Here is a 22,443-nt window from a genome sequence, read left to right as displayed (position 1 = left end):
TGGGCATCGTGTCATGCCACGGGGAGGGGTACGGAAAGGGGCGGTATCCACGGATGGATACCGCCCCTTTCCACACGTACGAGCCGGGCCTACCGCCCGTTGAACGCGTCCTTCAACCGCGAGAACAGCCCCTGCTGCCCCGGCTGACTGGGCTGACCCGGGGGACGACCCCCGGACCCCCGGCAGAGCGCCTACCGCCCGTTGAACGCGTCCTTCAAGCGCGAGAACAGCCCCTGCTGCCCCGGCTGGAACTGCCCCGTGGGCCGTTCCTCGCCGCGCAGCTTGGCGAGCTCGCGCAGGAGGCGCTCCTGCTCCGCGTCGAGCTTGCCCGGGGTCTGGACCTCGACGTGCACGATGAGGTCGCCGCGCCCGTTGCCGCGCAGGTGGGTGACGCCGCGCCCGTGGAGCGGGATCGACTGGCCGGACTGGGTGCCCGGACGGACGTCGATCTCCTCGATGCCGTCGAGGGTCTGCAACTGCACCTTGGTGCCGAGCGCGGCGGCCGTCATCGGAAGGGTGACCGTGCAGTGCAGGTCGTCGCCGCGCCGCTGGAACGTCTCGTGCGGGGTCTCGTGGATCTCGACGTACAGGTCGCCGGCGGGGCCGCCGCCGGGACCGACCTCGCCCTCGCCCGCGAGCTGGATGCGGGTGCCGTTGTCGACGCCGGCCGGGATCTTGACCGTGAGGGTGCGGCGGGAGCGGACCCGCCCGTCGCCCGCGCACTCGGGGCACGGGGTCGGGACGACGGTGCCGAAGCCCTGGCACTGCGGGCAGGGCCGGGAGGTCATGACCTGGCCCAGGAAGGACCGGGTGACCTGGGAGACCTCACCGCGGCCGCGGCACATGTCGCAGGTCTGCGCGGAGGTGCCGGGCGCGGCGCCCTCGCCGGAGCAGGTCGTGCAGACGACCGCCGTGTCGACCTGGATGTCCTTGGTGGTGCCGAAGGCCGCCTCGTCGAGGCTGATCTCCAGACGGATCATGGCGTCCTGGCCCCGGCGGGTGCGCGAGCGCGGGCCGCGCTGCGAGGCCGTGCCGAAGAAGGCGTCCATGATGTCGGAGAAGTTGCCGAAGCCGCCCGCTCCGAAGCCGCCCGCGCCGCCTCCGCCGGAGGCCGAGAGCGGGTCGCCGCCGAGGTCGTAGACCTGCTTCTTCTGCGGGTCCGAGAGGACCTCGTAGGCGGCGTTGATCTCCTTGAAGCGTTCCTGCGTCTTCGGATCGGGATTGACGTCCGGGTGCAGCTCGCGCGCGAGCCTCCGGAAGGCCTTCTTGATCTCGTCCTGGGACGCGTCGCGGCGTACGCCGAGTACGGCGTAGTAGTCCGTGGCCACTTACGACTCCGCCAGGATCTGTCCGACGTAACGTGCCACTGCGCGTACCGCTCCCATCGTTCCGGGGTAGTCCATGCGGGTCGGTCCGACCACGCCGAGTTTGGCGACTGCCTCGCCGCCCGAACCGTAGCCGACCGAGACGACGGACGTGGAGCTCAGCCCCTCGTGGGCGTTCTCGTGCCCGATCCGTACGGTCATGCCCGATTCCTTGGCCTCGCCGAGCAGCTTGAGGAGGACGACCTGCTCCTCCAGAGCCTCCAGGACGGGCCTGATCGTCAGGGGGAAGTCGTGTCCGAAGCGGGTGAGGTTGGCGGTGCCGCCGATCATCAGCCGCTCCTCGTGCTCCTCGACGAGGGATTCGAGGAGGGTCGCGAGCACGGTGGAGACCGTGGCGCGGTCCTCGGGCTCCTCGAAGGACTCGGGGAGGTCCTGCACCAGCTGCGGCACGTCGGCGAACCGGCGGCCGACGACCCGGCTGTTGAGCCGGGCCCGCAGGTCGGCGAGCGAGGTCTCGCCGAAGGGCGCGGGGCAGTCGATCACCCGCTGCTCGACCCGTCCGGTGTCCGTGATGAGGACGAGCATCAGGCGGGCCGGGGCCAGCGAGAGCAGTTCCACGTGCCGGACGGTCGAGCGGGTCAGCGAGGGGTACTGGACGACGGCGACCTGCCGGGTCAGCTGCGCGAGCAGCCGGACCGTGCGGCCGACGACGTCGTCCAGGTCGACGGCGCCGTCGAGGAAGTTGTGGATGGCCCGCCGCTCGGGCGTCGACAGCGGCTTGACCCCCGCGAGCCGGTCGACGAACAGCCGGTAGCCCTTGTCCGTCGGGATGCGGCCCGCGCTGGTGTGGGGCTGCGCGATGTAGCCCTCCTCCTCGAGCACGGCCATGTCGTTGCGCACGGTGGCGGGCGACACGCCGAGCTTGTGGCGCTCCGTGAGCGCCTTGGAGCCGACCGGCTCCTCCGTCCCGACATAGTCCTGGACGATGGCGCGCAGCACCTCGAGTCTGCGTTCGCTGAGCATCGTGCGCACCTCCAGCTGTCGTCGGTCGATCCGGTTGCTCCGCTTTTGGCACTCGCCCTGTCCGAGTGCCAGCGATCCCGGGCCAGTGTACGGCGGCACACGTCGCTCCTGGCAAGGAGGCGACGCCCCACCGGTTAGCGTCGCGGTATGGATGTCGACTGGGAAGCACAGGGTTGGGAGCGGCTCGCGGACGGGGTGGGCCGGCGCCGGCTGCCCGTCTGGGACGCCACGGTGGGGCTCGTCGTGGGCGAACGGGCGGTGCTGCTGTACGACACGGGGTCGTCCCTCGCGGAGGGCGCGAAGCTGCGGGCGGAGGTGGCGGAACTCACGGGCGGCCGGAGGGTGACGCACATCGCACTGGGCCATCCGCACTTCGACCACGTGTTCGGCACGGCGGCCTTCGCGGGCGCGGAGGTCTTCGGCGCGGTCGGCACGGAGGAGCTGCTCGCCCGGGAGCGGGACCGGGAGGCGCTGCGGGCGGACGCGGTGCGGCACGGCCTCGACCCGGCGGCGGCCGCGGAGGCGGTGGACGTGCTCGTGGCCCCGCGGCACATGGTCTCCGGCGAGTGGACGCTCGACCTGGGCGGCCGGCAGGTGCTCCTGGCGAACGTCGGCCCCGGGCACACGGGCCACGACCTGGTGCTCCTGGTGCCCGGTCCGCCGGAGGTGGTCTTCTGCGGGGACCTGGTGGAGGAGTCGGGCGAGCCGCAGGCGGGCCCGGACGCGATCCCGTCCCGCTGGCCGGACGCCCTGGACCGGCTCCTGTCGCTCGGCGGCGGGGACGCGGTGTACGTGCCGGGGCACGGGGCGGTGGTGGACGCCGCGTTCGTACGACGCCAGCGCGAGGAACTGGCGACGCGCTTCTCCGTCGCATAACGTCGCCCGGATGCGCGGCCAAGGCCCGGGCTTGACGCCTCCACGGCTGCATCTCCCGGGGGACGGCCCCCGGACCCCCGGCAGTGTCCCGACGCCGCTCCCCGGACAGGATTGAGCCCATGCGCAGCTACCAAACCGATCTGACACCCCCCTGGAAGCGCTCGGCGCCCGTCCCGGAGGTCCCGGCCGACCGGGACCTCGTCGTGGAGGAGGTGGCGACGGGCTTCTGCGGGGCGGTGATCCGCTGCGAGGCGGGCACGGTGACCCTGGAGGACCGCTTCGGCAAGCACCGGGTCTTCCCGCTGGAACCGCGCGGCTTCCTCCTGGAGGGGAAGGTCGTGACCCTGGTCCGCCCCTCGGCGGCCCCGGCCCGCCCGACCCGTACGGCCTCCGGCTCGGTCGCAGTGCCCGGCGCACGCGCGCGCGTGGCGCGGGCGGGCCGGATCTACGTCGAGGGCCGCCACGACGCGGAGCTGGTCGAGCGGGTCTGGGGCGACGACCTGCGGATCGAGGGCGTGGTCGTGGAGTACCTGGAGGGCGTCGACGACCTGCCGTCGATCGTCGCGGAGTTCGGCCCGGCGCCCGACGCGCGCCTCGGCGTCCTGGTGGACCACCTGGTCCCGGGCTCGAAGGAGTCCCGGATCGCCGCGCGGGTGACCTCCCCGGACGTCCTGGTCGTCGGCCACCCGTACATCGACGTCTGGGAGGCGGTGAAGCCGTCCTCGCTCGGCATCCCGGCCTGGCCGACGGTCCCGCGCGGCCAGGACTGGAAGACGGGCGTCTGCCGCGCCCTGGGCTGGCCGGAGAACACGGGCGCGGCCTGGCAGCACATCCTGTCGCGGGTGACGTCGTACAAGGACCTGGAGCCGGAGCTGCTGGGTGCCGTGGAACGGCTCATCGACCACGTGACCGTGACCTGAACACCAGGCCGATCGTTGGACCGACCGACGCCCGGCCTCTTCTCCGCCTTCCGCGGAGGTGTCCCGTCGATCGGCTCGTCGACCCGGCCGAGCAGGTCCTTGTCCCCGCCGCCGCGGGGATCGCCGCGGCCGGGCGTCACCGCCACTCAGTCCACCAGGTCCCGCACCACCGCGTCCGCGAGCAGCCGCCCCCGCAGGGTCAGGACCGCGCGCCCCGCCCCGTACGGGGCGGGGTCCAGGAGGCCGTCCTCCAGGGCCTTGCGGGAGGCGGCGAGCCCCGCGGGCCTGAGCAGGTCCAGCGGGCAGCCGTCCCGGAGGCGCAGTTCCAGCAGGATCCGCTCCACCCGCCGGTCCTCCTCGGAGAGGAGCTCGCGCCCGGCACCCGGCGACTTCCCGGCCGCGAGGGCCGCCGCGTACGTGCCCGGGTGCTTCACGTTCCACCAGCGGACCCCGCCCACGTGGCTGTGCGCGCCGGGCCCGGCGCCCCACCAGTCGGCGCCGCGCCAGTACAGCTCGTTGTGGAGGCAGCGCCCGGCCTCCGAGGTGGCCCAGTTGGACACCTCGTACCACGAGAAACCGGCCCCGGACAGCACCTCCTCGGTGATCAGGTACCGGTCGGCGTGCACGTCGTCGTCGGTCATCGGGACCTCGCCGCGCCGGATGCGGCGGGCCAGCTGCGTGCCCTCCTCGACGATCAGCGCGTAGGCGCTGACGTGGTCGGGCCCGGCGCCGATCGCCGCGTCGAGCGAGGCCCGCCAGTCGTCGTCGGACTCGCCGGGCGTGCCGTAGATCAGGTCGAGGTTGACGTGGTCGAACCCGGCGGCCCGCGCCTCGGCGACGCACGCCTCGGGGCGCCCGGGCGTGTGGGTGCGATCGAGGACCTTCAGGACGTGCTGCCGGGCGCTCTGCATGCCGAAGGAGATCCGGTTGAAGCCGCCCGCGCGCAGCTCCGCCAGGTAGGCCGGGTCCACCGACTCCGGGTTCGCCTCGGTCGTGACCTCGGCGTCGTCCGCGAGCCCGAACTCGTCGCGGATCGCCCCCAGCATCCGTACGAGGTCGCCGGCGGCGAGCAGCGTGGGCGTGCCGCCGCCGACGAAGACGGTCCGGACCGGCCGGGGGTCGTCCCCGAGGACCTTGCGGGCGAGCCGGACCTCCTCGGCGACCTGCCCGGCGTAGTTGTCCCGGGAGGCGAGCACGCCCCCCGTGCCGCGCAGCTCGCTCGCCGTGTAGGTGTTGAAGTCGCAGTACCCGCAGCGCGTCGCGCAGTACGGCACGTGCAGGTAGAACCCGAGCGGGCGCTCCCCGGCCCCTTCCAGGGCGTGCGGGGGCAGCGCCCCGTCCTCGGGAACGGTCTCACCATCGGGCAGTACGGAAGGCATGGGTCCCATTGTCCCGTACCGCCCGGGGTGAGCCGCCGGTCCGCCGGCCGCGGGCCGGTCAGGCCTCGCGCGAGCCCGTGTACATCTCCTCGATGAGGTGCTTGTACTCGCGCTCCACGACCGGCCGCTTGAGCTTCAGGGACGGGGTCAGCTCGCCGTGCTCGATGTCGAGGTCGCGCGGCAGCAGGCGGAACTTCTTGATCGTCTGCCAGCGCTGGAGGCCCTCGTTGAGGCGGTCCACGTACCCCTGGATCAGCTTCTCGGTCTGCGGGGCGGCGACGACCTCGGCGTACGGCTTGCCGGCGAGGTCGTGCTCGGCGGCCCAGCCGAGGATGGAGGGCTCGTCGAGGGCGATCAGAGCGGTGCAGAAGTTCCGGTCGGCGCCGTGGACCAGGATGTTCGAGACGAACGGGCAGACGGCCTTGAACTGGCCCTCGACCTCGGCCGGCGCGATGTACTTGCCGCCGGACGTCTTGATCAGGTCCTTCTTGCGGTCGGTGATCCGCAGGTAGCCGTCGGCGGACAGCTCGCCGATGTCGCCGGTGTGGAACCAGCCGTCGGACTCCAGGACCTCGGCCGTCTTCTCCGGCAGGCCGTGGTAGCCCTCCATGATGCCGGGGCCGCGCAGCAGGATCTCGCCGTCGTCGGCGATGCGGACCTCGGTGCCGGGGAGCGGCTTGCCGACGGTGCCGGTGCGGTAGGCCTCGCCCGGGTTGACGAAGGAGGCGGCGGAGGACTCGGTGAGGCCGTAGCCCTCCAGGACGTGGATGCCCGCGCCGGCGAAGAAGTAGCCGATCTCGGGGGCGAGGGCGGCGGAGCCGGAGACGCACGCGCGCAGGTTGCCGCCGAAGGCCTCGCGGATCTTGCCGTAGACGAGGGCGTCGGCGACCTTGTGCTTGGCGCTGAGGCCGAAGGGCGCGGAGGCGGTGCCGGTGCGGCGGAAGTTGTCCTGGGTGGTCTTGGCGTACTCGCGGGCGACCTCGGAGGCCCACTGGAAGATCTTGTACTTGGCGCCGCCGCCGGCGCGGGCCTTGGCGGCGACGCCGTTGTAGACCTTCTCGAAGATGCGGGGCACGGACGCCATGTAGGTCGGCTGGACCACCGGCAGGTTCTCGATGATCTTGTCGACGCGGCCGTCGACGGCGGTGACGTGGCCGACCTCGATCTGGCCGGAGGTGAGGACCTTGCCGAAGACGTGGGCGAGCGGCAGCCACAGGTACTGCACGTCGTCCCGGGTGACCATGCCGGTGGCGGCGATGGCCTTGGCCATGTACGACCAGTTGTCGTGCGGGAGGCGGACGCCCTTGGGGCGGCCGGTGGTGCCCGAGGTGTAGATGAGGGTGGCGAGCTGCGTGGAGGTGATCGCGGAGACCCGCTCCTTGACCGCCTCGGGGTGCGTCTCCAGGTACGCCCGGCCGCGCTCCTCCAGTTCGGCGAGGGTGAGGACCCAGTCGCCGTCGCTCTCGACGCCGGCGGCGTCGACGACGACCACGTGGCGGAGGTGCGGCAGGTCGGCACGGCGCTCGACGGCCTTGGCGAGCTGGGCCGCGTCCTCCGCGATGAGGACCTTCGACTCGGAGTCCGAGAGGATGAACGCCGACTCCTCGGCGTTGGTCTGCGGGTAGACCGTGGTGGTCGCGGCGCCCGCGCACATCACGCCGAGGTCCGCGAGGATCCACTCGACCCGGGTGGAGGAGGCGAGGGCGACCCGCTCCTCGGCCTGGACCCCGAGGTCGACGAGGCCGGCGGCGATCGCGTAGACCCGCTCGGCGGCCTGCCCCCAGCTGAGCGACTTCCAGTCGTCCGGACCGGTGCCGGACGCGGCGGGGACCGGGTAGCGGTAGGCCTCCGCGTCGGGAGTCCGCTCGACTCGCTCAAGGAAGAGGGTCGCCACGGAGGGCGGCCGGTTCTCGATCTGGGTCTGTGTGTCGCTCACGACGTCCTCCGGGCGGCGGCGGTGCCTTCTGGTGGTTCGTAACTAACTGGCGAGTAACCTTCGAGCCGGGATCAGACTAAAGGCCCGAGGTCCGGGGCGTAAGGCCTTGCAGTGCGTCGCTTCATAACGAACGGGTCCACGCGCACCCCGCGCGTGGACCCGTTCGATGTATGGAGCAGCTACTTCTTCCGGGCCACCGGCCCGGCTCCCGCCCGCTCCCCGGCGGCTACTTCTTGCCCTTGCCGGAGGACTCGTCGCTCGACAGGACGGCGATGAAGGCCTCCTGCGGCACCTCCACCGAACCGACCATCTTCATGCGCTTCTTGCCCTCCTTCTGCTTCTCGAGCAGCTTCCGCTTCCGGGAGATGTCACCGCCGTAGCACTTGGCGAGGACGTCCTTGCGGATGGCGCGGATGGTCTCGCGGGCGATCACCCGGGAGCCGATCGCGGCCTGGATCGGCACCTCGAAGGCCTGCCGGGGGATGAGCTCGCGCAGCTTGGCGACGAGCCGCACGCCGTAGGCGTACGCCGCGTCCTTGTGGGTGACGGCGGAGAAGGCGTCCACCTTGTCGCCGTGCAGCAGGATGTCGACCTTGACCAGGCTGGAGGCCTGCTCGCCCGTGGGCTCGTAGTCGAGGGAGGCGTACCCGCGCGTCTTGGACTTCAGCTGGTCGAAGAAGTCGAAGACGATCTCGGCGAGGGGCAGGGTGTAGCGGATCTCGACCCGGTCCTCGGAGAGGTAGTCCATGCCGATCAGGGTGCCGCGCCGGTTCTGGCAGAGCTCCATGATCGCGCCGATGAACTCGCTGGGCGCGAGGATCGTGGCCCGCACGACGGGCTCGTACACCTCGTCGATCTTGCCCTCGGGGAACTCGCTCGGGTTCGTGACCGTGTGCTCGCTGCCGTCCTCCATGACCACGCGGTAGACCACGTTGGGGGCGGTGGCGATCAGGTCGAGGCCGAACTCTCGTTCCAGGCGCTCGCGGATCACGTCCAGGTGGAGCAGGCCCAGGAAGCCCACGCGGAAGCCGAAGCCGAGCGCGGCGGAGGTCTCCGGCTCGTAGACGAGCGCGGCGTCGTTGAGCTGGAGCTTGTCCAGGGCCTCGCGCAGGTCGGGGTACTCCGAGCCGTCCAGCGGGTAGAGCCCCGAGAAGACCATCGGCTTCGGGTCCTTGTAGCCGCCGAGCGCCTCGGTGGCGCCCTTGGCCTGCGAGGTGATCGTGTCACCGACCTTGGACTGGCGGACGTCCTTCACGCCGGTGATGAGGTAGCCCACCTCGCCGACGCCCAGGCCGTCGGACGGCGTCATCTCCGGGGAGGAGACGCCGATCTCCAGCAGCTCGTGGGTGGCGCCGGTCGACATCATCCTGATGCGCTCGCGCTTGTTGAGCTGCCCGTCGACGACACGCACGTACGTCACGACACCCCGGTACGAGTCGTACACCGAGTCGAAGATCATCGCGCGCGCGGGGGCGTCGGCGACGCCGACCGGCGCCGGGACGTCCCGCACGACGCGGTCGAGCAGCGCCTCGACGCCCAGACCGGTCTTCGCGGAGACCTTGAGCACGTCCTCCGGCTGGCAGCCGATGAGGTTCGCCAGCTCCTCGGCGAACTTCTCCGGCTGCGCGGCCGGCAGGTCGATCTTGTTGAGGACCGGGACGATGGTGAGGTCGTTCTCCATCGCCAGGTAGAGGTTGGCGAGGGTCTGCGCCTCGATGCCCTGCGCCGCGTCCACCAGGAGGATCGTGCCCTCGCACGCCGCGAGGGAGCGCGAGACCTCGTAGGTGAAGTCGACGTGCCCGGGGGTGTCGATCATGTTCAGGATGTGCGTGCGCCCCTGCTCCGGCCCCTCGGTGGGAGCCCACGGCAGACGGACCGCCTGGGACTTGATCGTGATGCCGCGCTCACGCTCGATGTCCATCCGGTCGAGGTACTGGGCGCGCATCTGCCGCTGGTCGACCACACCGGTGAGCTGGAGCATCCGGTCGGCGAGCGTGGACTTGCCGTGGTCGATGTGCGCGATGATGCAGAAGTTGCGGATCAGAGCCGGGTCGGTACGGCTCGGCTCGGGCACGTTGGTAGGAGTCGCGGGCACGCAGGCTTCTCGTCTCGGGCGATGTTCTGAACGGATACGTAGGCTCCATGGTCCCATGCCCGGCGGCCGACGCCCGGTTTGGGCGGGCGCGAGGGCGGCTGATACCGTGGACAGCTGTGTCTCGTCTGCCCTCTCAGCTCGCGAGGCACTTCCAGAAGGAACACCGAACCTGTAAAGGCTCTTTTCGTGGCGAACATCAAGTCCCAGATCAAGCGGAACAAGACGAACGAGAAGGCGCGCCTGCGCAACAAGGCCGTCAAGTCCTCGCTCAAGACCGCGATCCGCAAGGCCCGTGAGGCTGTCGCCGCCGGCGACCTCGAGAAGGCCACCGTCGCCACTCGTGCCGCCTCGCGTCAGCTCGACAAGGCTGTCTCGAAGGGTGTCATCCACAAGAACGCCGCCGCCAACAAGAAGTCGGCGCTGGCCACCAAGGTTGCCTCCCTCCAGGGCTGAGCTCTGATGTGACCGGCCGCACGGGACCCAGCGGGCCCTCTCTCCCGCTCCCGCCCGGCCACCCCGGACTCGCGCGCGGACGCGTTCGCCACGCGGGTGCGAGCCCACTTGCTTGAACGTCGAGGGCCCCGCCGCCTCCTTCCCCAGGAGGCGACGGGGCCTTCGGCGTGCGGGGCTGCCTTTGGTGTGCGGGCTGCTTTCGACGTGCGGGGCTGTCCCCGGCGTATGGCGCTGTCTCCGGCGTACGGGGCTGCCCCCGGCGTACGGGGCTGCCTTCGACGTACGGGGCTGCCTTCGACGTACGGGGTTCTCCGCCGCGCGGGAGGGCGCCGCCCGACGGGGGCGTCCGTCCCGCACCGGGCGCCGGTCAGTCGCCCCGGCGCATCCTCGCCGCCCGGGCCACCGCGACGACCGCCTTCTCCAGGGCGTACTCGGGGTCGTCGCCCCCGCCCTTCACGCCCGCGTCCGCCTCGGCGACCGCGCGCAGGGCCAGCGCGACCCCGTCCGGAGTCCAGCCGCGCATCTGCTGCCGTACGCGGTCGATCTTCCAGGGCGGCATGCCCAGCTCCCGCGCGAGGTCGGCCGGGCGGCCGCCCCGAGCCGAGGAGAGCTTGCCGATGGCCCGCACGCCCTGGGCGAGCGCACTGGTGATGAGCACGGGCGCGACCCCGGTCGAGAGCGACCAGCGCAGGGCCTCCAGGGCCTCGGCCGCCCGTCCCTCGACGGCGCGGTCGGCGACGTTGAAGGAGGAGGCCTCGGCGCGGCCCGTGTAGTACCGCCCGACGATCGCCTCGTCGATCGTCCCGTCCACGTCGGAGGTCAGCTGCGCGACGGCGGACGCGAGCTCCCGCAGGTCGCTGCCGATCGAGTCGACCAGGGCCTGGCAGGCCTCCGGCGTGGCCGAGCGCCCGAGCGCCCGGAACTCCTGCCGCACGAACGTCAGCCGCTCCGCCGGCTTGGTCGTCTTCGGGCAGGCCACCTCCCGCGCCCCCGCCTTGCGCGCGGCGTCGAGCAGTCCCTTGCCCTTGGCGCCGCCCGCGTGGAGCAGGACGAGGGAGATGTCCTCGACCGGGTCGCCGAAGTAGGCCTTGACGTCCTTGACCGCCTCGGCGGAGAGGTCCTGCGCGTTCCGCACGATCAGGACCTTGCGCTCGGCGAAGAGCGAGGGGCTGGTGAGCTCCACGAGCGCCCCGGGCTGGAGCTGGTCGGGGGCGAGGTCGCGCACGTCCGTGTCGGCGTCGGCGGCGCGGGCGGCCGCCACCACCTCCTGGACGGCGCGGTCGAGGAGCAGGTCCTCCTGCCCCACGGCGAGCGTCACGGGGCCGAGGAGGTCGTCGGGGGAAGTCTTTCTGGTGGCCATCGCCGTCCAGCATCCCACGGGCCACCGACAGTCCTGCCCATGCCCGAGAATGGCGGGGTGAGTGAACGACACGTACTGGTGCTCCCCGACCGCGACGCCGCCGAGGAGGTCGCCGGGGAGCTTCCCGACCGCTTCGGCGTCGCCGAGGAGCCGCAGCTCGTACGGGACGCCCTGGCCGGGGAGGACGACGCCGAGGACGCGCAGTGGCTGGTGGTCGTCGAGGACCCGGACGGCCGGCTCGACCCGGCGGCCCTCGACGGGCTCGCCGCCGAGTACGAGGGCTGGCTGGAGGCCCCCTGACGCTCCCGTCTCCCCTCGGCTCGCTTCGTCCCCCGTCAGCTTCCTGACGTCTTGGGCACGATCTGGACGTCGAGGTCGATGCTGATGCTGGACCCGACGGCCGCGATGCCGCGCGCGAGCAGCGTCTGCCAGGTGAGGGTGAAGTCCTCGCGGTGGAGTTCGGTGGTGGCGCGGCAGGCGCACCGGGTCTCGCCCTCCAGACCGTTCCCGAGGCCCAGGTACCGGGCGTCGAGGGTCACCGTGCGACTCACCCCGTGGAGGGTGAGCGCCCCGGTGACGGCCCAGCGGCTGCCGCCCCGGTGGGTGAAGCGCTCGCTGTAGAACTCCAGCGTCGGGTACTTCCCGACGTCGAGGAAGTCGCCCGAACGCAGGTGGTCGTCGCGCATCCGCACCCCGGTGTCGATGGACGCCGCGTCGATGACGACGTGCATCACGGAGCGCTCCATGCGGTCGGCGATCCGGACCGCGCCCGCGAAGCCGTTGAACCGGCCGTGGATCCGGGCCAGTCCGATGTGGCGGGCCGTGAACCCGATCTGGGAGTGCGCCGGGTCGATCTCCCAGTCGCCCGGCTCCGGGAGCGGGGGCTGCGGGGCGACCTGGAGCATGACGTCACCGAGGCCGGTGTGGACGCCCTCGGCGACGAGGGCGGTGCCGCGGTGCGGCGTGTACCCCTCGGCGGTGACCGCGAGCCGGTACTCGCCGGCCGGCACGGTCGCGAGCGCGGTGCCGTACGGGTCGGTCTCCCCGGCCAGCACCTTGCGCCCGGCGGCGTCGCTGACGACGAACTCGGCCTGCCGGAGGGGCTCGTGCACGGGATCGAGCACCCGGCAGCTCAGGACTCCCGCCGAGGACGGGACGGTGAGACCGGCGAGCGGTCCACCCCGCGCGGCGTTCCCTCCGCGCTTCCCGAAGAGACGATCGAACATTCTTCACGCACCCCCGTGCGACTCGTTCACTGTGCAACGAAGTCGCATTCGATCACCCTTGAGGCGTTCGAGGCAAACCGGAGCAAGTGTCACTAAGTGTTACCGAGAGTCCGAATTGACGTTCCCTTCCCTTACGGAGGGCGGCGACACGACGGGCGGTTGGGCAGCGGGTGGTGACACGACGGGCAGCGCGTCGAGCTCGATGCCGAACAGTTCCCGGTACGCCTCCCGCACCTCGTCGTCCCCGCCGAGGACCCGCTCGTCACGCCCGCCGTGGGTCCGGGTGATCAGCTTCGTGCCGCTGAGGGTGATCCGGCCCTCCTCGGTGAGCCGGGAGCAGACGAGGGAGCGCGGGAAGTGCGAGTCGGGCGAGGTCCGGTGGTACCAGGCCCCGGCCGCGAAGTCGGCGAGCTCGCGCGGCCGGATCTCCATCCGGTACTGGGACTTCCCGTCCCGCAGCACGTCCAGGTCGCCGTCGGCGGTCTCCACGATCCGGAAGACGCCCCCGGGGTCCTCCTGGTCGTCGCGCGCGTCGAAGACCAGCGGAAAGTGACTGTGGTCGCCGAACCCGACGTCGGCCAGCCACCGTTCCCCCTCCACCGTCTCCACGCGCAACGCCATGTGGTCGTACGGGATGCCGAGCTTCCCGCCCTCCCCGAAGACCCGCGCCTGGAGCAGCTCGACCCCGTACCCGAGCCCCCTCAGCAGAACGGCGAACGCCGTGTTGACCTCGTAGCAGAAACCGCCCCTGCGCGCGCCGACCACCTTGCCGAGGAGCGCCTTCTCCTCCAGGACCACGGGCTCGCCGAGGTGGATCGAGAGGTTCTCGAAGGGCACGGCCCGCAGGTGGAGCAGGTGCAGCTCGCGCAACCCGGCGGCATCCGCACGCACCGGCCGCTCCGCCCCGATCCGCCGCAGATAGGCCCCGACCTCGGACGGAGCGGGAACGAAGGGCACGGACCGGGCGGCGGAACCCTGCGACGCCGGGGGTTCGGGCAGGGCGGCGGGGGTCGGTTGTGTGGCCATACGGACAGTCTGCCGGGCCGGGGTGGGGGCCCCACCCCCTTCCCCCCTCCCCTCCCCCACCCCACCCCACCCCACCCCACCCCACCCCACCGAGCATCGATCCCCGCTCCCGGGACGGCCGTTCACCCTCCCTTCGGCACGGCCACGAGCCCCCTCCCCGCCCCCACCACCGCGATCGCCCCGTCTCGATCGGTCCGCAGCACCCGCGCCCCGCCGTCCCGCAGCGCCTCGAGGGTCCGGGGCGAGGGATGCCCGTACGGGTTGTCCCGGCCCGCGGAGACCAGCGCGAGCCTCGGCCGTACGACCCGCATCAACGCCGGGTCCTGGTGCGCGGACCCGTGGTGGGCGACCTTGAGGACGTCCACCGGCGCGAGCCCGGGATGGACCCGCAACAGCGCCCGTTGCGCCGGTGGCTCCAGGTCCCCGAGGAGCAGCAGACTGAGCCCTCCGGCGGCACGGACGAGCAGCGTGACGCTGGCGTCGTTGGGCCCCTCGAAGGGGACCCCGGCCCCCGGGGTCCGCCCGGCCGCCGACCACGGCCAGAGCACCCGCCACTCCAGGACCCCGATCCTCCGCGCCTCCCCCGGTTCAGCACGGATCAGCGGCACCCGGGCCGCAGCCGCCGCCCGCCGTACGAACGCGGCCTGAGCGGGCGGCTCTTCGAGTCCCGTCGTCTGGATCACCCCCACCGACCGCCCCCGCAACACTCCCGGGAGCCCGGCCACGTGGTCCGCGTGGAAGTGGGTGAGCACCAGCAACGGCACCCGTCTCACCCCGAGTTCGCGCAGGCAGCGGTCCACCGGTACGGGGTCGGGGCCCGCGTCCACCACGACGGCGGAGTCCCCGCCCGCCGCGAGCACGGTCGCGTCCCCCTGCCCCACCTGGCACATCGCGAACACCCAGTCCGGCGGCGGCCATCCGGTGGCCCACCGGGACAGCGGTACCGGCCGCACCACGGCGAGCAGGAGCAGCCCGGCCACGAGGACGCCGACCACGCCCCGGTACGGCAGTCTGCGCGCCCCGAGGACCACGGTCGCGGTGAGCAGCGCGAGGGCCAGCCCGCCCCACCACCCGCCGGGCCAGGCCAGCTCCGCCCCCGGCAACGCGCTCCCGGCACGGGCCACCCACGCGATCCATCCGACCGGCCACCCCGCCACCCACGCCAGGCCCTCGGCCGCCGGCATCCAGAGCGCCGCCAGGGCCAGCGCGCCGAACCCGCACACCGTCGCGGGCGCCACGGCGAGTTCGGCGAAGAGGTTCGCCGGGATCGCGACCAGACTCACCCGAGCCGCGAAGACCGCCACGACCGGGGCGCACACCGCCTGCGCCGCCAGGGCCGCGGCCAGCGCCTCCGCCAACCGGCCGGGCACCCCGCGCCGACGCAGCCCCTCACTCCAGCGGGGAGCGATCGTCAGCAGCGCCCCGGTGGCCAGGACCGAGAGCAGGAACCCGTAACTCCGCGCGAGCCAGGGGTCGTAGAGGACCAGGACGAGAACGGCGGCGGCCAGCGCGGGGATCAGCGACCTCCTGCGCCCCGTGCCGATCGCGAGCAGCGCGACGAGACCGCAGGCGGCGGCCCGCAGCACGCTCGGGTCGGGCCGGCAGACGATCACGAAGGCGAGCGTCAGCCCTCCCCCGGCCACCGCGGTGACCCGCAGCGACAGCCCCAGCCGGGGCGCGAGCCCACCCCGCTCCGCCTGGTGCGCCCGCCCGGGACGCCCGATCAGCAGAAGCAGCACGATGGTGAGGTTGCTCCCTGATACAGCCAGCAAGTGCGTGAGATCGGTGGCTTCGAAGGCGTCCCTCAGCTCGGGTCCGATCCGGGAGGTGTCCCCGACGACCAGGCCGGGCAGCAGGGCCCGCGCGTCGGGGGCGAGCCCCTCGCTCGCTCTCCGCAGCCCCGCGCGCAGCTCCCCCGCCGTCCGTTGCAGGGCGTTCGGCGGGCCCACGATCCGGGGCGGGCCCGATCCGTCCACCTTGAGCACCGCCGCGAACGGTTCGCCCGGATGCGACGGCGGCGCGAGCCGGCCGCCGGTCCGCAGTCGGGTGGAGGGCAGGAGCCGCAGCCACTCCTCGCGCCCCTCTCCCGGCGGCACGATCAGCAGGACCGGCGTCCTGGTCCGGTGGACCGCGCCGTCCGACCGTTCGACCCGGGTCACCTCGCCGTCCAGGACGACCGAGACCGGGGCCATGGTGCTGCCCCGCACTTTGGGCCGGGTGAGCCGTGGATCGGAGGTCACCGTCACGTCGAGGCGCGCCCGCGCGTACTCCTCGGCCAGGACCGGCACGGGCCCGCGCCGCAGGTCCGCCGCGTGCAGCCCCGCCGAGGCGGCCCCGGCCGCGGCACACAGCAGGACTCCGGCCCATGCGGTGGCCCGCAGCCGCCGCCCGGTGGCGGCGCCCGGCACGGCCGCACCACGACTTCTCTCGGAGTCCCCACGCCGCCGGACCGCGCCCCACACCGGCAGGACCACCGCTCCCACCAGGCAGACCGCGACACCGGTCACCGTCCACCACCCGGTGACGCCCACCGCGCAGGCCGCTGCCGCCCAGGCCGCCGCCGCGAGGGGAACGAGTCGCAGATCGGTCGGCCCTTCCGTGTGAGTGGACTCCCGTACCTCCGGCTCCGGCTCCGTGGCCGCTTCCCCGTCCCGCCTCACGGCCGGACCAGTGGTTCGAGGTCGGCGAACCGTCGCTCGCCGATGCCGCTGACCTCTCGCAGTTCGCTCACCGAGCGGAAGCCGCCGTGTTCCGTGCGGTGGTCGACGATGTGCTGGGCGAGGACCGGTCCGACGCCCGGGAGGGTGTCGAGCTGTTCCACCGTGGCGCTGTTGAGGCTCACCGGCGCCCCCGGCGCTCCGCCCCCTCCGGCTCCTCCCGCGTTCCCTCCGCTCCCGGGGCCGGGCCCGCCGGCCTGCGCCCCCGGCACGTCGACCAGGACCTGTTCGCCGTCGGTCAGGACACGGGCCCGGTTGACTCCGGTGAGATCGGCGCCGGACCGCACTCCGCCCGCCGCCCGGAGGGCGTCCTCCACCCGCGAACCGGCGGGCAGGGTCAGCACCCCCGGCCTGCGCACCTTTCCGCCGACATCGACGACGACCTTGGCACCGGAGGGAACGGGCGGCGCAGCCGGCGTGGAGGGCACCCCCACCTTCTGCGGGGCCTCCGGTTCCGGTCCGGCCCGTCCCTCGGGAGCGACCGTCGCGGGCGCGGCACGAACGAGCTCGGGGGCGCGCACCGGCTCCGGCCGGCCCATCCAGAAGTAACCGCCCGCGAGTCCCACGGCGACGAGCAGGACCATCGTCAGGGCGGCCAGTGTCCTCGGTTCCAGTCCGCACCGGGTCTGCACCCACAGCGGTGTCCGGTCGCGGACGCCCGCCATCAGCCGCTCCCGCACCCCGGGCGAAGAGACCGGCGAAAGAACTCGCCCCGGCGCCTCGGGCGTCTCCTCCGCCCCGGGTGTCGTCACCTCGGCGGACGGCTCCGGCGGGGAGGCCGTCGGGAACAGGGCTTCCCCCCGTCGCCGTACGACACTTCCGGGCACCTGGGTGGGCCGCCCGCCGACCCGGGCGCGCCGTCGGCCCGGCCCCGGAGGCGAACCGCGTCCTCCTGGACGACTGCGCCCGTCCGAACCGGCCGCCCTCCCGGGCCCGCTCGTCGGTCCGTAGGTCGTCCTCACGGCTCCGGAGCCGGCGGCGCCCGCGATCCCGGCAACGGCAGTGGTCGGTACGGTGGCAGTGGTGGTCGATGCGATGCGTGTACGAAGCGTCATGCCCGTGACGGTAGAGAGCGCGGACCCCCCGTGCCGGACTCGCTCATGGTCCGTGTACAACGGCCTCGCTGTGGAAAACTCCGTCACCCTTGCGGGCGACCGTCACGGGCCCGGCGGTCTCAGCGCGGCGAGACGACGACCGCGAGGAGCCCGGGGCCCGTGTGGGCGCCGATGACCGCGCCCACCTCGCTGACGTGGAACTCCCCGATTCCCGGGACGCGCTCCCGGAGCCGGTCCGCGAGTGTGGCGGCGCGCTCCGGTGCGGACAGGTGGTGCACGGCGATGTCGACGGCCCCGGAGCCGGCCCGTTCCACCGCGATCTCCTCCAGGCGTGCGATGGCCTTCGAGGCCGTCCGCACCTTCTCCCGGAGTTCGATCCGGCCGTTGTCGAGTTCGAGGAGGGGCTTCACCGCGAACGCGGAGCCCAGCAGCGCCTGCGCGGCGCCGATGCGCCCGCCCCGGCGCAGGTAGTCCAGGGTGTCGACGTAGAAGAAGGCGGAGATCCCTGCGGCGCGCTTCTCGGCCGCCGCGACCGCCTCGTCGAGCGATCCCCCGGCCTCCACGGTCTGCGCCGCCGCCAGGGCGCAGAAGCCCAGCGCCATGCCGACCATGCGGGTGTCCACCACGCGTACGGGCACGGGGGCGTCCTTGGCGGCGAGCACGGCCGCGTCGTAGGTCCCGGAGACCTCGGCGGACAGGTGGAGCGAGACGATCCCCCGCGCGCCGGCCTCGGCGGCCTCGCGGTAGGTCGCGGCGAAGACCTCGGGGCTGGGGCGGGAGGTGGTGACGGACCGCCGCTTCTGGAGCGCCTGGGCGAGGGCCTCGGCCGAGATCTCCGTGCCCTCCTGGAGGGCGCGGTCGCCGATGACGACGGTCAGCGGGACCGTGGTGACGGCGTGCCGCTCCCTCGTCTGGCGTGGCAGGTAGGCCGTGGAATCGGTGACGATCGCGACATGCCGGGACATGACCGGGAGGTTACCCGTCGGAACCGCCGCACGGCAGCCCGGCCCCCACCGGATCACCGGGCGTCGGCGGGTGTCCCGGTCCCCGGCGGTCGGCCGTGCCGTCAGGTGGTGGTCTCCGGGCGGGCCGTCTTCTCCCAGGGGTACGCGGTCAGCCGGGGGTCGGGTGCCGTGATGGCGGACGGTCCGCTCGTGCCCTCCCCGCTGTCCGCCGTCCGGCCGGTGGTCCCGGCGGGGCGTCCCCGCTCCTCCGTGCCGGCGGTGGTGGCGCCCGGGGCGGGCTCCGGGTCGGTCCAGTGGCGCAGGGCCCCGGCCTCGACGTCGATCTGGGCGCTGAGCGTCGACAGGTCGTCCTCGGCGAACCGCAGGGCCCGGTCCCGGGCGGCGCGGCGCAGCGCGTCGGCCGAGTTCGTGATCCGCTCGGTCCGCTCGGTGAGTTCGGGGAGCTGTGCGGCCACCCATGCCCGGTCGGGCTCCCGCTCCAGGCTCTTGAGGTCGGCGTCGAGTTCGAGGCCGTGCGCGCTGAGCCGGTGGAACAGGTCGAGCGACTCCTTCAGCGAGGCGTCCTGGCCGACGCCGGCCTGCAGCGCCTCCTGCGTGGCGCGCATCGAGGTGCGCAGCGAGAGCCGCAGTCGGGCCAGCTCGCCCGCGGCTCCGGCCTGGCCGAAGCTCTTGGCCCGCAGGGTGGTGTCCTCGACCGTGCGCCGGGCCTGGCCCAGGGTGCGGTCGACACCGCGCTTGGCGGCCTTGGTCACCTTCACGGTGGCGTACACCCCGAGCGCCACGAAGGCGCAGAAGAGCAGCGCCAGGATGAGGATCACGACTTCCATGGGTGCCCCTCCGGCATCGGTCGACTCACCACACGGTTGTGGTTCCTCCACGGTAAACGGAACGGGCAGGCCGAGGGTTCCATCGGAACCCCCAACCTGCCCGTAGGGGAAATCCCTAGGCGCGGCCGGTCACCACCCGCGCGCCACCGGTCCGTCGGGCCGGTCCGGCGAGCCGATCCGTCGGGCCGATCCGTCGGGCCGGTCCGGCAGACCGATCCGGCGGACCGATCCGTCGGGCCGATCCGGCAGACCGGCCCACCGGACCTACGCGTCAGCCCGCGACGATGTTGACCAGCTTCGGCGCGCGCACGATCACCTTGCGGATCTCGGCGCCGCCCAGCGCCGCGACCACGTGCGGGTCGGCCAGCGCCAGCGTCTCCAGGTCCGCGTCCGTGATCGACGGGGAGACCTCCAGGCGGGCCTTGACCTTGCCCTTGATCTGCACGACGCAGGTCACGGTCTCGTCGACGACGTACGCCGGGTCGGCGACCGGGAAGTCCTGGTGGACGACCGACTCGGTGTGGCCCAGTCGGCGCCACAGTTCCTCGGCGATGTGCGGCGCCAGCGGGGCGACCAGCAGGACCAGCTGCTCGGCGACCGTGCGGGAGACCGCGCCGCCGGACTTGGTCAGGTGGTTGTTCAGCTCGGTGATCTTGGCGATGGCGGTGTTGAAGCGCATCGCGGCCATGTCCTGCGCGACGCCGTCGATCGCCTTGTGCAGGGCGCGCAGCGTGTCCTCGTCGGGCGCGGCGTCGACGACGGTGACCTGGCCGGTCGACTCGTCGACGATGTTGCGCCACAGGCGCTGCAGCAGGCGGTACTGGCCGACCACCGCGCGCGTGTCCCAGGGGCGCGACACGTCCAGCGGGCCCATCGCCATCTCGTACAGGCGCAGGGTGTCGGCGCCGTACTCGGCGCAGATCTCGTCCGGCGTCACGGCGTTCTTCAGGGACTTGCCCATCTTGCCCAGGACGCGGGAGACCTTCTCGCCCTGGTACCAGAAGCCGCCGTCGCGCTCCTCGACCTCGGCCGCCGGTACGGCGATCCCGCGCGCGTCCCGGTAGACGAAGGCCTGGATCATGCCCTGGTTGTACAGCTTGTGGAAGGGCTCGGCCGAGGAGACGTGCCCCAGGTCGAACAGGACCTTGGACCAGAAGCGCGCGTACAGCAGGTGCAGCACGGCGTGCTCGGCGCCGCCGACGTACAGGTCGACGCCGCCGGTCGGCATGCCCTCGCGGGGGCCCATCCAGTACTGCTCGACGGCCGGGTCGACCAGCTTCTCGGAGTTGTGCGGGTCCAGGTAGCGCAGCTCGTACCAGCAGGAACCGGCCCAGTTGGGCATGGTGTTGGTCTCGCGGCGGTACTTCTTGGGGCCGTCGCCCAGGTCCAGGGTGACGTTCACCCAGTCCTCGTTGCGGGACAGCGGGGTCTCCGGGCGGGTGTCCGCGTCGTCCGGGTCGAAGGTGCGCGGCGAGTAGTCCTCGACCTCGGGCAGCTCCAGGGGCAGCATCGACTCGGGCAGGGAGTGGGCGACGCCGTCCTCGTCGTAGACGATCGGGAAGGGCTCGCCCCAGTACCGCTGGCGGCTGAACAGCCAGTCGCGCAGCCGGAAGTTGACGGTGCCCTCGCCGATGCCGCGGTCGGCCAGCCAGGTGGTGATCCTCGCCTTGGCGTCGACGACGCCCAGGCCGTCCAGGGAGATCTCGTCGTTGGCGGAGTTGACCAGTTCGGCCTCGTAGGAGGCGAAGGCGTCGTCCCAGGTGGAGGGGTCGGTGCCGCGGTCGTCCGAGGGCTGGACGACGCAGCGCATCGGCAGCTCGAAGGCGCGCGCGAAGGCGAAGTCGCGGCTGTCGTGCGCGGGGACGGCCATGATGGCGCCGGTGCCGTAGCCCATCAGGACGTAGTCGGCGATGAAGACCGGGACCCGCTCGCCGCTGACCGGGTTGGTCGCGTACGCGCCGGTGAAGACGCCGGTCTTGTCCTTGGCCTCGGCCTGGCGCTCCACGTCGGACTTGGAGGCGGCCTGCTTGCGGTAGGCGTCGACGGCCTCGGCGGGGGTGGCGTGGCCGCCGGTCCACACGTCGTGGGTGCCTTCGGGCCAGGCGGCCGGGACGATCTTCTCGACCAGGTCGTGCTCGGGGGCCAGGACCATGTAGGTGGCGCCGAACAGGGTGTCCTGGCGGGTGGTGAAGACGGTGATGGCGCCGGCCTCGCCGACCTGGAAGTCGACGCGGGCGCCTTCGGAGCGGCCGATCCAGTTCCGCTGCTGCAGCTTGATGGCCTCGGGCCAGTCCAGCGCGTCCAGGTCGTCCAGCAGGCGGTCCGCGTAGGCGGTGATCCGCATGTTCCACTGGCGCAGCTTGGACTTGAAGACGGGGAAGTTGCCGCGCTCGGAGCGTCCGTCGGCGGTGACCTCCTCGTTGGCCAGGACGGTGCCCAGGCCGGGACACCAGTTGACGGGCGCGTCGGAGGCGTACGCCAGGCGGTACTCGCCCAGGACGTCGGCGCGCTCGGTGGCGCTCAGCTCGCTCCACGCGCGCGTGGTGCCGGGGATCTCACGCGTGCCGTTCTCGAACCGCTCGACCAGTTCGGCGATCGGGCGGGCCTTCTTCGCCTCGTCGTCGTACCAGGAGTTGAAGATCTGCAGGAAGATCCACTGGGTCCACTTGTAGTACTCCGGGTCGATCGTGGCGAACGACCGGCGCTTGTCGTGGCCCAGGCCCAGCCGGCGCAGCTGGACCTTCATGTTCTCCATGTTGGCCTCGGTGGACACGCGCGGGTGCGTGCCCGTCTGCACGGCGTACTGCTCGGCCGGCAGGCCGAAGGCGTCGAAGCCCAGGGTGTGCAGCACGTTGTGGCCGGTCATGCGCGCGTGGCGGGCGAAGACGTCCGTCGCGATGTAGCCCAGCGGGTGGCCGACGTGCAGTCCCGCGCCCGAGGGGTACGGGAACATGTCCATGATGAACTTCTTGGGCCGGGCGGCGACCGCGGGGTCGCCCGCCAGGTCACCGGTGGGGTTCGGGGCCTCGTACGTGCCCTCGGCGTCCCAGAAGTCCTGCCAGCGTGCCTCGATGTCGGCGGCCATGGCCGCCGTATAGCGATGCGGGGCCGCCGTCTCGGCGGCCGTATTGATCTCGGTCATGGTCCTTGAAGCTCCATCGATCGTCTCTGCCCACGGCCACTGACTGCCCGAAATGAAAAATCCCCTCGCACAGGAGGGGATGCCGCGCCGACTCCGACGGAATGTCTGTCACCCGTCG

At 72.6% G+C, this 22,443-nt stretch carries 17 protein-coding genes; 4 read left to right on the top strand and 13 right to left on the bottom strand.

Annotation, left to right across the window (positions count from 1 at the left end; genetic code table 11):
* Window positions 1-191 precede the first annotated feature (191 nt).
* Complete coding sequence (gene dnaJ, locus ACIP5O_RS05815) at window positions 192-1,328, bottom strand: molecular chaperone DnaJ (RefSeq protein ID WP_401289010.1); 1,137 nt, start codon at window positions 1,326-1,328, stop codon at window positions 192-194.
* A complete protein-coding gene (hrcA, locus tag ACIP5O_RS05810; protein WP_401289008.1) occupies window positions 1,329-2,348 on the bottom strand; it encodes a heat-inducible transcriptional repressor HrcA in 1,020 nt (339 codons plus the stop codon).
* A 147-nt stretch (window positions 2,349-2,495) separates the two neighbouring features.
* Between hrcA and ACIP5O_RS05805 the strand changes: the two genes are divergently transcribed.
* Both ACIP5O_RS05805 and ACIP5O_RS05800 read left to right on the top strand, forming a co-directional pair.
* The gene (locus ACIP5O_RS05805; protein ID WP_401289005.1) at window positions 2,496-3,224 is read left to right on the top strand and encodes an MBL fold metallo-hydrolase; all 729 of its coding nucleotides are present in this window, start codon (window positions 2,496-2,498) and stop codon (window positions 3,222-3,224) included.
* A 119-nt stretch (window positions 3,225-3,343) separates the two neighbouring features.
* On the top strand, window positions 3,344-4,144 hold the full coding sequence (locus ACIP5O_RS05800; RefSeq protein WP_401289004.1) for a DUF3097 domain-containing protein: 801 nt from the start codon (window positions 3,344-3,346) through the stop codon (window positions 4,142-4,144).
* 146 nt (window positions 4,145-4,290) lie between these two features.
* On the opposite strand, the gene hemW is transcribed toward ACIP5O_RS05800, so the two are convergent.
* The 3 genes from hemW to lepA all read right to left on the bottom strand — a co-directional run bounded on the left by hemW (window position 4,291) and on the right by lepA (window position 9,554).
* A complete protein-coding gene (gene hemW, locus ACIP5O_RS05795; protein WP_401289002.1) occupies window positions 4,291-5,532 on the bottom strand; it encodes a radical SAM family heme chaperone HemW in 1,242 nt (413 codons plus the stop codon).
* Window positions 5,533-5,581: 49 nt separating this feature from the next.
* The gene (locus tag ACIP5O_RS05790) at window positions 5,582-7,459 is read right to left on the bottom strand and encodes an AMP-dependent synthetase/ligase (RefSeq protein WP_401289000.1); all 1,878 of its coding nucleotides are present in this window, start codon (window positions 7,457-7,459) and stop codon (window positions 5,582-5,584) included.
* 226 nt (window positions 7,460-7,685) lie between these two features.
* On the bottom strand, window positions 7,686-9,554 hold the full coding sequence (gene lepA / locus ACIP5O_RS05785) for a translation elongation factor 4 (protein WP_356544768.1): 1,869 nt from the start codon (window positions 9,552-9,554) through the stop codon (window positions 7,686-7,688).
* 186 nt (window positions 9,555-9,740) lie between these two features.
* On the opposite strand from lepA, the gene rpsT reads away from it, so the two are divergent.
* Window positions 9,741-10,007, top strand: a complete 267-nt coding sequence (gene rpsT / locus ACIP5O_RS05780) for a 30S ribosomal protein S20 (protein WP_188270270.1) — start codon at window positions 9,741-9,743, stop codon at window positions 10,005-10,007.
* A gap of 367 nt (window positions 10,008-10,374) precedes the next feature.
* On the opposite strand, the gene holA is transcribed toward rpsT, so the two are convergent.
* Window positions 10,375-11,367, bottom strand: coding sequence for a DNA polymerase III subunit delta (gene holA / locus ACIP5O_RS05775; RefSeq protein WP_401288997.1), 993 nt, complete (start codon window positions 11,365-11,367; stop codon window positions 10,375-10,377).
* A gap of 39 nt (window positions 11,368-11,406) precedes the next feature.
* On the opposite strand from holA, the gene ACIP5O_RS05770 reads away from it, so the two are divergent.
* Window positions 11,407-11,667 carry a hypothetical protein gene (locus ACIP5O_RS05770; RefSeq protein WP_376238569.1) on the top strand — a complete coding sequence of 87 codons (261 nt, stop codon included), beginning with the start codon at window positions 11,407-11,409 and terminating at the stop codon, window positions 11,665-11,667.
* A 35-nt stretch (window positions 11,668-11,702) separates the two neighbouring features.
* On the opposite strand, the gene ACIP5O_RS05765 is transcribed toward ACIP5O_RS05770, so the two are convergent.
* The 7 genes from ACIP5O_RS05765 to leuS all read right to left on the bottom strand — a co-directional run bounded on the left by ACIP5O_RS05765 (window position 11,703) and on the right by leuS (window position 22,325).
* Window positions 11,703-12,593, bottom strand: a complete 891-nt coding sequence (locus ACIP5O_RS05765) for a YceI family protein (RefSeq protein ID WP_401288994.1) — start codon at window positions 12,591-12,593, stop codon at window positions 11,703-11,705.
* A gap of 99 nt (window positions 12,594-12,692) precedes the next feature.
* Window positions 12,693-13,619 (bottom strand): arylamine N-acetyltransferase, encoded by a 927-nt coding sequence (locus ACIP5O_RS05760; RefSeq protein WP_401288992.1) that lies wholly within the window; start codon window positions 13,617-13,619, stop codon window positions 12,693-12,695.
* Between the two features lie 122 nt (window positions 13,620-13,741).
* Complete coding sequence (locus tag ACIP5O_RS05755; RefSeq protein WP_401289361.1) at window positions 13,742-16,201, bottom strand: ComEC/Rec2 family competence protein; 2,460 nt, start codon at window positions 16,199-16,201, stop codon at window positions 13,742-13,744.
* 74 nt (window positions 16,202-16,275) lie between these two features.
* Window positions 16,276-17,001 (bottom strand): helix-hairpin-helix domain-containing protein, encoded by a 726-nt coding sequence (locus ACIP5O_RS05750; RefSeq protein WP_401288989.1) that lies wholly within the window; start codon window positions 16,999-17,001, stop codon window positions 16,276-16,278.
* A 509-nt stretch (window positions 17,002-17,510) separates the two neighbouring features.
* Complete coding sequence (locus ACIP5O_RS05745) at window positions 17,511-18,356, bottom strand: DegV family protein (protein WP_125666969.1); 846 nt, start codon at window positions 18,354-18,356, stop codon at window positions 17,511-17,513.
* Between the two features lie 101 nt (window positions 18,357-18,457).
* On the bottom strand, window positions 18,458-19,183 hold the full coding sequence (locus ACIP5O_RS05740) for a hypothetical protein (RefSeq protein ID WP_401288986.1): 726 nt from the start codon (window positions 19,181-19,183) through the stop codon (window positions 18,458-18,460).
* Between the two features lie 271 nt (window positions 19,184-19,454).
* Window positions 19,455-22,325: a leucine--tRNA ligase gene (gene leuS / locus ACIP5O_RS05735; protein WP_401288983.1), complete on the bottom strand. Its 2,871-nt coding sequence runs from the start codon at window positions 22,323-22,325 to the stop codon at window positions 19,455-19,457.
* Between the last annotated feature and the right edge of the window lie 118 nt (window positions 22,326-22,443).

This window comes from Streptomyces sp. NPDC088915 (assembly GCF_044749825.1).
In the GTDB taxonomy this organism is placed as follows: domain Bacteria; phylum Actinomycetota; class Actinomycetes; order Streptomycetales; family Streptomycetaceae; genus Streptomyces.
The sequence above is the reverse complement of the archived record's forward strand: the minus strand, read 5'-3'. Positions and strand labels throughout refer to the sequence as shown.